10 protein-coding genes and 4 tRNA genes are annotated in these 14,630 nt (G+C 45.0%); 7 read left to right on the forward strand and 7 right to left on the reverse strand.

What is annotated here, in order from left to right; genetic code table 11:
- Positions 1–84: 84 nt before the first annotated feature.
- The 5 genes from F907_RS14555 to F907_RS14535 all read left to right on the forward strand — a co-directional run bounded on the left by F907_RS14555 (position 85) and on the right by F907_RS14535 (position 7,404).
- Entirely contained in the window at positions 85–465 is a 381-nt protein-coding gene (locus F907_RS14555; protein WP_212749738.1) for a cation efflux protein, CzcI-like, read from the forward strand.
- 54 nt (positions 466–519) lie between these two features.
- On the forward strand, positions 520–1,938 hold the full coding sequence (locus tag F907_RS14550) for a TolC family protein (RefSeq protein WP_016651412.1): 1,419 nt from the start codon (positions 520–522) through the stop codon (positions 1,936–1,938).
- Positions 1,938–3,173 carry an efflux RND transporter periplasmic adaptor subunit gene (locus F907_RS14545; protein ID WP_016651413.1) on the forward strand — a complete coding sequence of 412 codons (1,236 nt, stop codon included), beginning with the start codon at positions 1,938–1,940 and terminating at the stop codon, positions 3,171–3,173. The genes F907_RS14550 and F907_RS14545 overlap by 1 nt, the downstream gene beginning before the upstream one ends.
- On the forward strand, positions 3,163–6,330 hold the full coding sequence (locus F907_RS14540) for an efflux RND transporter permease subunit (protein WP_016651414.1): 3,168 nt from the start codon (positions 3,163–3,165) through the stop codon (positions 6,328–6,330). The genes F907_RS14545 and F907_RS14540 overlap by 11 nt, the downstream gene beginning before the upstream one ends.
- A 129-nt stretch (positions 6,331–6,459) precedes the next feature.
- Positions 6,460–7,404 (forward strand): cation diffusion facilitator family transporter, encoded by a 945-nt coding sequence (locus tag F907_RS14535; RefSeq protein WP_016651415.1) that lies wholly within the window; start codon positions 6,460–6,462, stop codon positions 7,402–7,404.
- A gap of 27 nt (positions 7,405–7,431) precedes the next feature.
- On the opposite strand, the gene F907_RS14530 is transcribed toward F907_RS14535, so the two are convergent.
- On the reverse strand, positions 7,432–7,770 hold the full coding sequence (locus tag F907_RS14530) for a zinc-ribbon domain-containing protein (protein WP_016651416.1): 339 nt from the start codon (positions 7,768–7,770) through the stop codon (positions 7,432–7,434).
- Between the two features lie 230 nt (positions 7,771–8,000).
- Between F907_RS14530 and F907_RS14525 the strand changes: the two genes are divergently transcribed.
- Entirely contained in the window at positions 8,001–9,611 is a 1,611-nt protein-coding gene (locus F907_RS14525) for a hypothetical protein (RefSeq protein ID WP_016651417.1), read from the forward strand.
- A gap of 177 nt (positions 9,612–9,788) precedes the next feature.
- On the forward strand, positions 9,789–10,724 hold the full coding sequence (locus F907_RS14520; RefSeq protein WP_005275783.1) for a hypothetical protein: 936 nt from the start codon (positions 9,789–9,791) through the stop codon (positions 10,722–10,724).
- 43 nt (positions 10,725–10,767) lie between these two features.
- Here the strand turns inward: F907_RS14520 and F907_RS14515 are convergent.
- The 6 genes from F907_RS14515 to gltX form a co-directional block, all read right to left on the reverse strand.
- Positions 10,768–10,843 (reverse strand) — tRNA-Glu (locus tag F907_RS14515).
- Between the two features lie 101 nt (positions 10,844–10,944).
- A tRNA-Glu gene (locus F907_RS14510) sits at positions 10,945–11,020 on the reverse strand.
- Between the two features lie 210 nt (positions 11,021–11,230).
- A complete protein-coding gene (locus tag F907_RS14505) occupies positions 11,231–12,637 on the reverse strand; it encodes an amino acid permease (RefSeq protein ID WP_005275786.1) in 1,407 nt (468 codons plus the stop codon).
- A gap of 110 nt (positions 12,638–12,747) precedes the next feature.
- Positions 12,748–12,823, reverse strand: a tRNA-Glu gene (locus F907_RS14500).
- A gap of 69 nt (positions 12,824–12,892) precedes the next feature.
- Positions 12,893–12,968, reverse strand: a tRNA-Ala gene (locus tag F907_RS14495).
- Positions 12,969–13,026: 58 nt separating this feature from the next.
- Positions 13,027–14,535, reverse strand: a complete 1,509-nt coding sequence (gene gltX / locus F907_RS14490; protein WP_016651418.1) for a glutamate--tRNA ligase — start codon at positions 14,533–14,535, stop codon at positions 13,027–13,029.
- Positions 14,536–14,630: the final 95 nt, after the last annotated feature.

A 14,630-nucleotide genomic window follows, 5' to 3' on the forward strand; every position in this document is an offset into this window, starting at 1 on the left:
TTGATTAAAAATTGTTTTGTAATTTTATTACATCGCAATAGCCTGCTATAGTGCCTTTGTGCAATTTACTGTAAGGGTGTGCTGTTGCAACGCTCAACTGTTTTCGTGACCGTCTTGCTGAGTCTGTTCATGTTCCAAAGTTTCTGGAATGTGGCGGCAGCGTTTTGCGCGCACGAAACCTCAAGTGAGTACAGCAGCCTGAACCATTTCGGGCATCATGTGCCAGAGAAAAAGCAAGTCGTGGTGGATCAAGATGCCTCTGACTTGCCTATGCCGCTCAGTCTGCAAGATCATCATGATCATTTACCTTCATGCTTCCATGTAGTGGTGGCTGAAGTTCAACAGCAACTGAATGAACCCATGTTGCGGATGCATAAAGCAGAACAAAAATATTACTGGTCTAATTCGTATCAGTCCCCCCATTTAATCGGATTAAATCCGCCCCCTGTATTGACCCCGCTATAGGTGGGGTAGCCGAAAAATAGCCCACCGCAATCTTATTACTTTGCGGGGCTTTATATGTCTTTTCGTTTAAATCAGCGTATCCATGCGATTGAGCAGCATACGCAGAAAAATCGTATTCAATTGTCATTGCAGTGGTCGGTCATCGCGATTGCCTTAAGCACTGCCGTTTTGAGTCCATCCATTGCAGCAGAGTCTTTGCTTGATGCAAATCAGCCTTCAAGCAAGGTGGCGCAACGCAACCTGAGCTTTGAACAAGTTTTGCAAGATGTTAAACAACATCAAGCAAGCATGGGCGTATGGCAAACCCAGCAGGGGATTGCCGAGGCCAATGTCAAACAAGCCGCTTTATGGGCAAATCCAAGTGTCTCTATTCAGCAGACTGATTTCAGGTCTGGTAAGGATAAAGAGCTTGAATTTGGTGTGTCGCAAAAACTGGATGTTTTTGGTCAACGTCGTGCCGCGGTCAAACTCGCCGATGTGCAAGCTACCCAAGTGGGGCTTAATCAGGCGCTTTACGATGCGCAGCTAGAGCTCGCCGTCAAATATCTTTGGTCACAAGTTGTGATTTTAGAACTTGAGCATGATGTGGTGCAGGCACAGTTAAAAACTAGTCAGGCGACTTTAGATGCGACACGTTTAAGACTGAAAGCAGGCAGTATCGCACAGGTCGATTTAGACCGTACGCTAATGGCGCATATTGAAAATCAGCGTTTATTTCAGCAAACCGAACTGGCTTTAGCCACAGCAAAGCGTCAGTTGGCAAACTTGTGGGGCAGTACTGACAACCGCTACTCGGCTGAAATGGCCAATGTTTGGCCGCAACAACAAGATCTGCAAAGCTATTTGCAGGACAACTTATTTGAGCGTGCAATTCAGCTCGATATTGTGCGACAAAAAGCCAATATTGATTATTTAAAAGCATCCAACCGACCGAATCCAACGGTCAATCTCGGCATGGTGCAAAGTAAAAGTGCGGATACCAATTCGACGGATAACAAGTTCAGAGTGGGGATCGAGATTCCTTTGAATATTTTTAACCGTCAGCAATATTCTCTGCGGATTGCCAATGCCAAACAAGATTTGTTGGTCAAACAGCAACAGTTTTATAAACAGCAAAACTTAAATGCCATTCAGACGCTTACAGCTGAACTGATGGGTTTAAAACAACAGTTTGATTTGGTCAACCAACGACAAATTCCACTGTCTGAAACCGTACAAGAAAAAATGCTGCTAGGTTTTAAAGTGGGTAAATATGCCATTACCGATGTGCAGCAAGCCACCATGCAATTGCAAGATCAGCGCCTAAATAAAGTGCAGTTACTGAAAAGTGCATGGCAAAAACAAATTGAAGCTGAGAGTTTAGCACTGGGCATTGAGCCAAGTGTTGTGAGCTCAACAGATGCTTTAAACCAGATTAATCAAACCCTTTGGAAAGATACCAATAACCTTCCCACTGTAGTAGGAGCAGAATAATGTCGACAAATAAATCTAAAAAGCAGTGGTTTTGGGTCATTCTGGTTGTCGTGGTTGGCTTAGTCCTCAGCGCATTATTATTTTTCACTGGCAAGAACAAAGCTGGTGGTGATGCCGCTAGTGCGGGCGATAGCCATGCTGAGGGCGAGGACGGGCATGCAGAAGGTGAAGCTGGGCAAGGTAAGGAAAGTGAGGAAGGCAGTTTAAATCTAAGCCCAAAACAGATGACCGAGTATGGCGTTAAACTGGCTCAGGTGGGTGTCGGGGAGGTTGGACAGCAATTTGCCTATCCTGCGAAACTGGTGACCAATACCGATCAACAAGCGCATGTTTCAGCAACCTTTGCTGGACGTGTAGAAAGCGTCAATGCAGTACTGGGTCAACAGGTCAAGAAAGGGCAGGTGTTAGCCACCTTATTCATTCCGGATTTAGTCGATCAACAAGCCAATTTAAGTATTGCGCAGCAAGCATTAACGCTTGCTCAGCAAGACTATCAGCGTGAAAAGCAACTCTGGGAGCAAGGTGTTTCTGCACGTCAGGATTATCAACGTGCCTATAATGCCTATCGTCAGGCACAGATTCAGGTACAGGCTGCGCGAAGCCGTTTATCTGCCTTGGGTGCATCCAGTGGCAGTCAGGGGCGCTATGTCTTGACCGCGCCTTTAAGTGGGGTGGTGAGTCTGAAAGATATTGTGGTCGGTGAGCAAATTACTGCAGATAAGCAGCTCTTTGTGATTGATCAGCTGGATCAACTCTGGATTGAATTTATTTTACCGAGCGTGAATAACATCAATGTCCAACCCGATCAGCAGATCGAGTTTAAATCACTGCAAACCAATAATAGCTTTAAAGCACAAATCCAGACCTTAACCACAGCCGCAGATACGCAAACGGGTCGTTTGCAGGTACGTGCCAAAGTGTTAACGCCTGCCAAAGAATTACGACCGAATTTAATGGTGAATGTGCTGTTAGATGGCACCGATAAAAAACCTGTGTTGCGTGTTGCCAAAGCAGCGATTCAGCAGATCGAAGGCAAAGCGACGGTGTTTGTGGCCAAGCAAGAAAAAGACCAAATGCATTTCACGCCAACACCTGTTCAGCTCGGTAGTTATTCAAGTGATGGGCAATGGGTGGAAATTCAATCCGGTCTGACTGAAAAGCAACAATATGTCAGTCAAGGCAGTTTCCTTTTGAAATCTGAGATCGAGAAAGGAGAGGCTGAGCATGGACACTAAGGATAATTTGGGGCTTCCGCCTGCGGAAGGCCTATTTGATCGGATTATTCAGTTTTCAATCCGCAATGCGATCTGGGTCATGCTGTTTGTGGTGGCATGGATCGGGGTTGGGATTTATAGCTACCAGAAGCTTTCGATTGATGCCGTCCCTGATATTACCAATGTACAGGTGCAAATTAACAGTCAGGCTGGTGGATTTACTGCGCCTGAAGTTGAGCAACGTATTACCTATCCGATTGAAAATGCCATGTCTGGTATTCCAAATCTGGAACAGACCCGCTCAATCTCACGCTATGGCTTATCACAAGTCACGGTGATTTTTAAAGATGGGACGGATATTTATTGGGCGCGTCAGCTGATTAATCAGCGTTTGCAGGAAGCCAAGAGTGCTTTGCCAGATGAGATTGACCCGCAAATGTCACCGATTTCAACCGGTCTGGGGGAGATTTATCAATGGGTGGTCAAGGCGGAACCGAATGCGAAAAAGGCAGATGGGACGTCGTATCAAGCCATGGATTTGCGTGAAATTCAGGACTGGATTATTCGCCCTCAATTACAGCGAGTGCCAGGCGTTGCAGAAATTAATACCATCGGGGGATATAACAAGACCTATGTGGTTTCTCCAGATTTAAAACGTTTGCAACAACTGCAAATTCCGTTATCCGATTTGCAAACGGTGTTGACCGAAAATAATGAAAACCGCGGTGCGGGTTTTATTGAAGAAAATGGTCAACAGCTTACCGTGCGTATTCCAGGCATGCTGAAAACCGTACAAGATATTGAAAACGTGACGGTCAGTACCAAAAATGGTTTACCGATCCGTGTTGCTGATGTCGCAACCGTTTCGATTGGCCATGATCTGAGAACTGGTGGTGCGACCTATAACGGTGAAGAAACGGTACTGGGCATTGCCATGATGATGATGGGCGAGAACAGTAAATCGATCGCCCAAGCACTCGACAGCAAAATGCAGGAAATCAAACGCTCATTGCCAGAAGGCGTGGTGATTGAAACCGTTTACAACCGCAGTAATTTAGTGGATAAAGCCATTAAAACGGTAGCCAAAAACCTGATTGAAGGTGCAATCCTGGTGATTGTGATTCTGTTTGTGTTCTTGGGGAACTTCCGTGCTGCATTAATTACCGCCTGTATTATTCCCTTATCGATGTTGTTTACCCTGACGGGGATGGCGGAACAGAAAATCAGTGCCAACCTGATGAGTCTCGGGGCGCTGGATTTCGGGATTATCGTCGATGGTGCGGTAGTGATTGTCGAAAACTGTATTCGACGGCTGGCCGAAGCACAACATCATAAGGGGCGGTTGCTGACCCGTTCTGAACGTTTCACCGAAGTTTTCTTGGCAGCGAAACAAGCGCGACGTCCACTGATTTTTGGACAAATCATCATTATGGTGGTGTATTTACCGATCTTTGCATTGGCAGGTGTGGAAGCAAAAATGTTCCATCCTATGGCAATGACGGTGGTGTTGGCCTTGATCGGTGCCATTATTTTATCAGTGACCTTTGTCCCTGCGGCAGTGGCTTTATTTGTTACCGGTGAAGTGAAAGAGAAAGAAAGTCGCTGGATGGCGGCATTAAAGCGCAATTATGAGGCCTTATTGGATAAAGCCTATGCTTTCCGTTATGTCGTGATAGCAGGAGCAGTCACGATTTTAGTGTTAACTGCTGCAATCGGCTCGCGTGTCGGCAGCGAGTTTGCACCTCAACTAAGTGAAGGTGACTTTGCCTTGCAGTTGATGCGTGCGCCGAGTACCGGGATTGAAGAGTCACTTAAAATTCAGGAAAGTGTTGAGAAGCAATTACTTGCAGAATTTCCTGAAATCAAAGCGATTTTTGCACGTACAGGGACCGCAGAGGTGGCAACGGATGTGATGCCACCAAACATTTCCGATGCTGTGGTGCTGTTAAAGCCGCGTGATCAGTGGCCAGACAAGTCGGAAACCATCGATGACCTTCGGACTCGAATGTTGGCTTATGTGGAGAAAATCCCGGGTAATAACAGTGAGTTTTCACAACCGATTGAACTACGTTTTAATGAATTAATTTCAGGTGTACGCAGTGATATTGGGGTGAAGGTGTTTGGTGATGATATGCAGGTCTTGAATCAAGAGGCTGAAAAAGTTGCTCAAACCCTGAGGACGATTACTGGTTCGAGCGAAGTTAAAGTCGAGCAGACGGACGGTTTACCGTTGCTGAATGTCGATATTGACCATGCACTGGCGGCGCAATATGGCTTGTCGATGAAATCGATCCAAGATTTAGTTGCCGCAAGTATTGGTGGACAAAGTGTCGGACAGATTTTACAGGGTGACCGCCGTTTCGATTTTGTCGTGCGTTTAGATGATGTGATGCGTACGCCACAGCAATTGGCGATGTTACCGATCCAGCTGCCGAATGGCGGATTAATCAAATTGCAAGACGTTGCAAAAGTGGAAAACATTTTAGGCTTGGCTCAGGTCAGTCGTGAGAATGGCAAGCGCCGTGTTGTAGTGACCACCAACGTTCGAGATCGTGACTTAGGCTCGTTTGTGGGTGAGATGCAACAGAAGTTATCACAGCAAAAATTACCAAGCGGTTATTGGCTCGGTTATGGCGGGCAGTTTGAAAATCTTGCTTCGGCTAAAGCCAGAATGCAGATTGTAGTGCCATTGGCCTTGTTGATGATCTTTATTCTGTTGATGGCTGTGTTTAACAACTTTAAAGAGAGTCTGCTGGTGTTTAGTGGTGTGCCATTTGCCTTGTCGGGTGGGTTGGTGGCGCTATGGCTACGCGATATTCCATTGTCAATGTCGGCAGGTGTGGGCTTTATTGCCCTTTCGGGTGTCGCAGTATTGAATGGTTTGGTGATGCTGAGCTTTATCAAAGAGCTGCGAGAACAATATGATGTTCATTATGCCACTTGGCATGGTGCGGTATTGCGTCTACGCCCCGTCCTGATGACCGCTTTTGTTGCATCGCTTGGCTTTATTCCGATGGCCATTGCCACGGGTACGGGTGCGGAAGTACAGCGTCCACTGGCAACCGTGGTGATTGGTGGGATTATTTCATCCACCTTACTGACCTTGTTGATCCTGCCTGTGGTATATCGTTGGATGAATGAAGCGAAACAGAGCAAACGTCAGGAAAGTGCAATTTAATCCGTTTATGCTATCTTCTTAATGAAGCACTTTATTAAGAAGAATCTGAACCAGCCAAAGCGATTTTCGCTTTGGCTGACGGTAAGACTGCAACAGGTCTTGCTTTGATAATGATAAGAGGAGTCCTACATGAGTGGACATCAAGGGCATGACCATAGTCATGCAGCAGTCACAGAAGGTAATATCAAAAAACTCACCATTGCGCTGATACTGACCTCAACCTTCTTGGTGGTTGAAGTGGTCGCGGGTTTAATAACGCAAAGTTTAGCATTACTGTCCGATGCAGCGCATATGTTTACCGATGCTGCTGCGTTGGCGATTGCTTTGGTGGCGATTAAAATTGCCAAACGTCCAGCAGATAACAAGCGCACGTTTGGCTATCAGCGTTTTGAGATTCTGGCGGCATTGTTTAATGCATCGATGTTGTTCTTTGTGGCCATGTATATCCTGTACGAAGCGTATCAGCGCTTTACGCAACCGCCTGAAATTCAAAGTGTTGGCATGCTGATCGTGGCAAGCTTGGGCCTGATTATTAATCTCATTTCCATGAAGCTGTTAATGTCCAGTGCTGCAGAAAGCCTGAATATGAAAGGTGCATATCTGGAAGTGTTGAGTGATGCACTGGGTTCAGTCGCTGTCATCGTGGGTGCGGTGATTATCTATTACACCAACTGGTACTGGGTTGATACCATTCTTGCGGTTGCGATTGGTTTCTGGGTCTTACCGAGAACATGGATTCTGCTCAAGCAAAGTATCAATATCTTGCTGGAAGGTGTTCCCGAAGAAGTGGATATTGAAAAACTCAGAAATGATTTACTCGGATTGGATGGCGTTGAGAGTATCCACCAGTTAAAGGTCTGGGCAATTACCTCAAAGAATATTCATCTTACGGTTCATCTGTTCGCACCAAATGCTGATCGTAATCAGTTGCATCGTGCTGCTACGGAAATGTTATCGCATGAGCATGGTATTGCTGAGGTGACTTTGCAGATTGAAGATGATGCAGAAATCAACTGTCAGCATACGCATCAACATGCTGACAATGAAGAACAGGCTCATTCACATCAGCATTAAGCTGATGTGAATCTCCATCTCGATATTTTAGTTCTGCCACTCATGATTGCAGTCACGGCATTTCCAATATTTCTGTGCCTGCATAAACGCTTGCATAGAAATTTTAAAATCAGGTAGATCACGCCAGAATAGAACACCTGCAATGACACAGATTACAAAGACGACAACCGTCGTGATTTGCAGGCCTTGTCCCGCACCATTGCCAAAAATCCACATGCCAACGCTGATCAGCACCAAGAGCAACAAAATAAAAATTGCAGGAACTAAAAGCACCAAACTTTTAGGTACATTCGGGCGGGGGCTGTTCATTCCCTGACTGGCGGGCATGATTTTTGCGCTTTGACATTTAGGGCAACGATATTGCATAGAGAATTCCTATTCGGTTTTGTTCATTTTAACGAAAATTATGTGAAAGCAAAAATCTTGAGCCTTTCAAATACATAAATTTACTTATTTTTATCGTTTATCGCGCCACAGCGCCGAGCATCATATTGGCTTTAGAAGTACTGCGACAGCTCGTCTAAAGCCATTCGCAAAAGCTGGGGCAGTCTGCTAAGTTGCAACTTGAGCAGGCTGAAGAATGCGAAAGGAAGCGCATGTTACCCACCAAGATTCTCAAATTGCGTTTATTACGTATTCAGAAGGGCAAAGAACATCTGTCAGCTCAAGAGAAGCTCATGTTGGTGACGATGGAAAGCCCTGATCTTAGTGCACATTTTCTGTTACGTTTATTTAAAGTGGTTTTACCCAAACAATGGCAATTCAGGCATGAGAGTGATGAAGACATTCTCTATGCCAGCCAATTAATTCAGTTGATTGAAGATGAGTTGCTGAGTGCTTATGAGTCGCATGCGCGTAAGTATGCATGGTATGAGCAGTGTTTGGTCTATAGACTGAATTTCATTGTGAAACAGCCGAATCAGCAACACATCAATGGCTACCTGCGTCGGTTGGATCGCTGTCTAGATCAACAACCAAAGATTGATCTCTTGCATTATTTCCAACAACATTATCCGAGTGCGCAATATGCGATCGCACTGGCCAAAGCTTATGCAGGGGCGACGCAATATAAGCAAGCGATTGAATACTATGAATGGGCAGCACAACAATCGCAGCAACGCAATGAAACCGCCTTTTATGCTTATATTGATTGTTTACTGAGTCGCAATCAGCCTGAATATCAGCCACAGCTGAGTGATGTTGAATATGCCCTTCATTTGTTGTTGCACCATCTGAAACCAATTGATCAGAAAAATCAGAACCAGCGATTACAGCGTGCGGTCAGCTTATTATTACCCGAGTCCATCCTTCGAACACGAGCCGCAAATACCCATCTGTTGGCGGATTTGGGACGTGGTCTGAATTCACTGGGAAAATCCTTAAATGGTATTTTTGGTGCTAAGCAAGCGCATCTCCCTTTTAGTCAGGAGGTGATTGCAACTGCACCACAGCTTTTAACCGAGCAGAGTGTGCTCACAAGCTTAGTTCAGCAGAATACGATGCAAGCCGCATGGCAGCGTGTTCTGGCGCAGGATACGATCAATACAGGGCAAGCTGATCTACCGCTGATTTGTTTATGGCAAGCCATCCAACAAAATGCAGAAATTTTGCGCTTATTACAAACCCCTGTTCAATATGAAGTATTGCTGGGTCAACTTCACCAGACTGATTCGAAACCAAAGCGAGATTTTGATCTGGGCCAGATTCAGCTGATCTTGCAACAAGGCTTGATGGCGTATTTAGGTGATATTCGTTTGAATAAACAACATCCTGAACGGAATGCACTGTATCTACAGCGTGATCTTGTTATTGAGGACATGATTGCTTTTGCAGTCTGGTTCAATCAGGACGTTTTAGCTCCATATCTACAACAACAAAGTCAGCAGCTTCGCCATGTTCAAGACTTGTTGAGGCAATTGGATGCATCAGCCTTAGTCAGTCATTTATTTGCATTGCAGTTTGAAATGCATAAACGTGTACAGGATCTTGCTGACTGGATGACGCTAAAATTGGCAAAAGGTAGTGAGTTTGAGCAGATGCAAGCTGCATGGGTGGCTTTGCGTGAACTACCAAATTTTGGTGTTGGGCAGGAAAAAGTACAGCAGCTTGAATCGATATTGAAACAGTATAAAGTGCTGCGTTTAGAGCAGATTCAGGCGCTGAGCGCCGAAGATGGGCAAGAGCCTCTTCAAGCGGATGAACCATAGAATTTTATGTCAAAGCGGCGTTGCTCTGAAGTGGTAAATAATTTGAGGCGATGCAACAAAAATACGCAAATCACAGCGAAGAGCGTGCTAATCTACAGAAAAATATCTAATAAGTTCATAAAGCAGATTGATGCTCATAAGAAATGAGCCTGTAAGAAAAGGAAGAGGGAGAGCATCTTGAATCGACAAGATGATAAAAAAGCGATGTTCGATATTATGCCGGCCGATGCGGAAGTTTCTGCGGAGAAACCATCCTTATCACGTCGACTGATCAATAAAACATTGCAGCATGCACAGGATGCGGTGGAATTTGCCAGTGATACTTCGCGCAATATTGCGGGTGTGGCAGATGCAGCGCTGGATGCCTTGGATCATGTCACGCATCATACCAAGCGTGGTGTCGAAGGGGTGCGCAATACCGTACGTGATATGGTCTCGGAGACCAGTGAAGCAGCACGTCAGGTCGCTTTGGCCATGGCGAGAGCCTCTTTAGGCAAAAGTAGTCTGACCTTGTATCTTCCCGAGATGTTGCTGAATAATCAAATTCGCAAGCGAATGGATCGTAGTGAAATTGATGACATTAAAATTGAATGTGGGAATGACCGTTTCCATATTGAATTGGATGGGCACTATCGTCGTTTTCTATATCGTCTTTCACTCGAATTTAATGTCTTAGAGTGTCGTATCGGACAAGAAAAGTATTTACGTTTACGCCAGGTTGATGAGCATCTGGATTTACAAATCCGTCATGGCGGAACCCTGACCAATTGGGCAGCACGTCGTGTTGGCAATGTCAGTTTTGAATTAATTAATTCTTTACCGATCCCATTTCTGATCAATCATCTGATTCGCGATATCCCCGGTATTCAAAAAGAAGGGCATCGCTTATGGTATATCGATCTGGAAGAGGCAGGTTTTATTGATTTCATTAATAACCGCTCATGGATGGTCGATAAACTTCTAAACTTGACCGATTTTAGTATTTTACCGGGTCTAAATATTTTGCAAGAAAGCCGGGAGTTGGTACAACAACTGGTGGATCAATTTGAGATTCGGGGTCTGCGGGTACAGTCTGGGCGTCTGGAAGTGCAGGTCGGGATTGGGAGTGAATAGGCAATAAAAAAGCCACTGTCAATGCAGTGGCTTTTTCAGAATTTGGCGTCCCTACGGGGATTCGAACCCCGGTTACCGCCGTGAAAGGGCGATGTCCTAGGCCTCTAGACGATAGGGACATATCTGAGGAAATTTACCTGAGCGGCATATGTAATACATATTGATCGCTAGGCCTAAATTCTCGGCAAAGATTTAATTCTTTGCTTTTCCTCGAATTTAGTGGCGTCCCTACGGGGATTCGAACCCCGGTTACCGCCGTGAAAGGGCGATGTCCTAGGCCTCTAGACGATAGGGACGTTTCAGAGGTGGGCGTATATTAGGGTGAATCGGATGGGGTGTCAAACACTTTTCTCAAGAAAATCTAAAAAAAGTGGATAAGTGTTTAAAAATAAAACATGTTGCGGAATAAATAATCAAAAATAAGCAGTTAAGCAAAAATATTGAGAAATTGATGTGTTTAAGAGGCAAAAAAAATGCAGCTTCAGCTGCATTTTTTTAAGGGTTGTTTATTTACGATCACGATAAAAAACATAATGGCTTAAATAGCAGGCTGCGATAAACAGTAAGCAGCCAATAAAACCTGCCTGCATTTCAGGGTCTGCAGCCATACTCAAACCGGTAATGAAACAGAAGACAAAGCCTAAAATTGGCACAATCGGGTAAAGCGGTGCAGCAAATTTTAAATCTTTTGCTGAATGACCGGCCTTATACCACTCACGTCTAAAGTTAAACTGACTCCAGCAGATGCTCATCCACACAATGACCATTGTGAAGGCTGCAACACCCAATAGATTCTTGAAAATCGTTTCAGGCGCAAAGTGTTCGGATAACAGACCGGGAATCGCACCAAACATCGTGACGACCAGTGCAATCACAGGCGTACCACGTTTTGATAAACGTGAGAATACACTTGGTAGCTGGCGTTGATCAGACAAAGACCACATCATACGTGATGCTGCATACAGTCCAGAGTTTGCAGCCGAAAGGAGTGCGGTAATAATCACGAAACGGATAATGTCATCGGCATAAGGAATACCAATGTAGTTAAATACCGTTACAAAAGGACTGCTACTCACGCCTTCACCGCCTAAGCCTGCAACTTGGAACGGCAGTAGGGCACTGATCACAATGATGGTACCGACAAAGAAAATTAATAGGCGCCAGATCGCTGCATTGATGGCTTTAGGCACATTTTCAGCAGGGTCTTTGGTTTCACCTGCAGCAACCCCAATCAATTCTGTGCCCGAGAAAGCAAAGTTGACAATCAGCATGGTGGTAAAGATGGGGATCAGGCCTTGCGGGAACCAACCGTGCGCAGTCAGATTGTGGAACAGGGGTGCTGATTCGTAACCATTAAATGAGATCAAACCAAAAATCGCCAATAAGCCTAAAATGATGAAGGCAATGACGGTGACGACTTTAACTAAGGCTAGCCAGAATTCCGACTCAGCAAACATTCGGGTCGAAGTCAGATTTAAGCCTAAGATGGTCACGGCAAAAATGATGGTCCAGATCCACATTGAGATATCAGGGAACCATTCCTGCATCAGCAGGGCAGCAGCAGTAAATTCGGTCCCTAAGGTCGCGGTCCAAGTGAGCCAGTAGACCCAAGAAACCATATAACCTGTGCCTGGACCAATATATTTTTGAGCGTATGCACCAAAAGATCCAGCAACAGGCATATGTACTGCAAGTTCACCTAAACAGAGCATGACCATATAAGCAATTAAACCACCTAGGATATAGGCAATAATTGCACCCACAGGGCCAGTTTGAGCGATAACTTCACCAGAACCTAAAAATAAACCTGTACCAATTGCACCGCCTAAAGAAAGCATAACTAAATGGCGAGTGCTCATTGCACGTTTTAAAGTTTTTGATTCTGAATGCGTATTCGAGTTGGAAGATTGCATACGACAATTTGTCCAAGCATAGAGAAGCGGCTATTTTATGGAAAATTCGGAAATGTGCAATCTGATTGAGGAAGATTGTGAGAAAAATATAATTATTCGTATAAAGAATATGGCGTCCCTACGGGGATTCGAACCCCGGTTACCGCCGTGAAAGGGCGATGTCCTAGGCCTCTAGACGATAGGGACAGATGAGGCAACACACGAATGATCGAAATCTAGCGTTCATCTCGATACCGCGTTGCGATTTCGAAATTCTGGTGGAGCCAAGCAGGATCGAACTGCTGACCTCTACAATGCCATTGTAGCGCTCTACCAACTGAGCTATGACCCCAGAATGTGTGAGCGCAATATTAGGGGGAATGCGCTCACACGTCAATCATTAAACTGAATTAAGTCTCACTATTTGCATCATTTTTCGGCAATTTTAGTGATTCATTTAGCTTTTCCCAAACTTTCAGTTCTTTCTTGCTTGGTGCACCGACCAGTTCTAAGGCATGACGGAGACGTGCAAAGGTCAAATCTGGACCCAACGTCACCATGGATTGCATCACTGGGGTAGAGCTTGTTGATCCAGCAATCGCAATAAAGAAAGCAGGCATGAAATCACGTAATTTGATTTCCATCTGGTTGGCCAAGTCCATCAGGGTTTGGCTAACGGTGTCATTATTCCATGTGAACTGGCTTTCTAAACGCCAGATTGCAAACTGTAAGCTTTGACGCACTTGCTCTTCGGTCAATTTCTTGCTTTCAAACAGTTCTTTGCTGATTTGCGGCATATGGTTGAAGTAGAAACCTGCCCAATTGACTGCTTCAGACAATAAGTGGATACGTGGCTGAATCGCAGCAGCAATATCTTCAAGCGTTTGGCGGTCACTTTTCCATGCCAACAAACGATCCAGAAGTTGACCTGGTGTCAACCCTTTGATCCACTGACCATTGAGCCAGTTGAGTTTCTCAACATCAAAGATCGGTCCGCCGAGTGAAACACGTTGTACGTCAAAGTGCTCAATCATGTCATTTAAGGTAAACACTTCACGCTCATCCGGCATGGACCAACCCATGCGACCGAGGTAATTCAACAAGGCTTCAGGGAGGACACCGATGTCGCGATAGTAGTTGATTGAGGTTGGGTTTTTACGTTTAGACAGTTTTGACTTGTCCGGGTTACGTAATAGAGGCATGTGGCATAGTGTTGGCATGTCCCAACCGAAGTATTGATACAGCAACTGGTGTTTTGGTGCAGAGGGTAACCATTCTTCGCCACGTAATACATGGGTGATTTCCATTAAATGGTCATCGACCACATTGGCAAGGTGATAGGTAGGCAAGCCATCTGTTTTTAACAATACTTGCATATCCACTTGTGCCCATGGAATTTCCACTTCGCCACGCAGCAGGTCGTTGATTTTACAAATCCCTTCTTCAGGTACTTTCATGCGAATCACATGCGGTTCACCCGCAGAGAGGCGACGTTGTACTTCTTCTTGTGAGAGTTTTAAACCACGACCGTCATATTTTGGTGTTTCGCCACGTGCCTGTTGTTCTGCACGCATTTGATCAAGTTCTTCTGCGGTTGCGAAGCAATAAAAAGCATGGCCTTTTTCAACTAGTTCCAAAGCGTATTGCTTATAAATGCCCATACGTTCCGATTGGCGATAAGGCGCATGTGGGCCCCCCACATCTGGACCTTCTGACCAATTTAATCCCAACCAACGTAAAGAATCTAAAATCATCTTTTCAGATTCAGGTGTTGAGCGAAGTTGATCCGTATCTTCAATACGTAAAATAAACTCACCGCCGTGCTGTTTGGCAAAACATAGATTAAATAACGCAATATAAGCTGTGCCTACATGTGGAAAACCAGTAGGAGAAGGCGCAATACGGGTACGAACTTTCATAAATGATCGGAGCTAAAATTTAAATTAAAATGATTATAACGAAAAAGCCTAGTCACGGCATGACTAGGCTTGATTTAAATATGTGAAGGGGCACA

Source organism: Acinetobacter colistiniresistens (assembly GCF_000413935.1).
Lineage (GTDB): Bacteria > Pseudomonadota > Gammaproteobacteria > Pseudomonadales > Moraxellaceae > Acinetobacter > Acinetobacter colistiniresistens.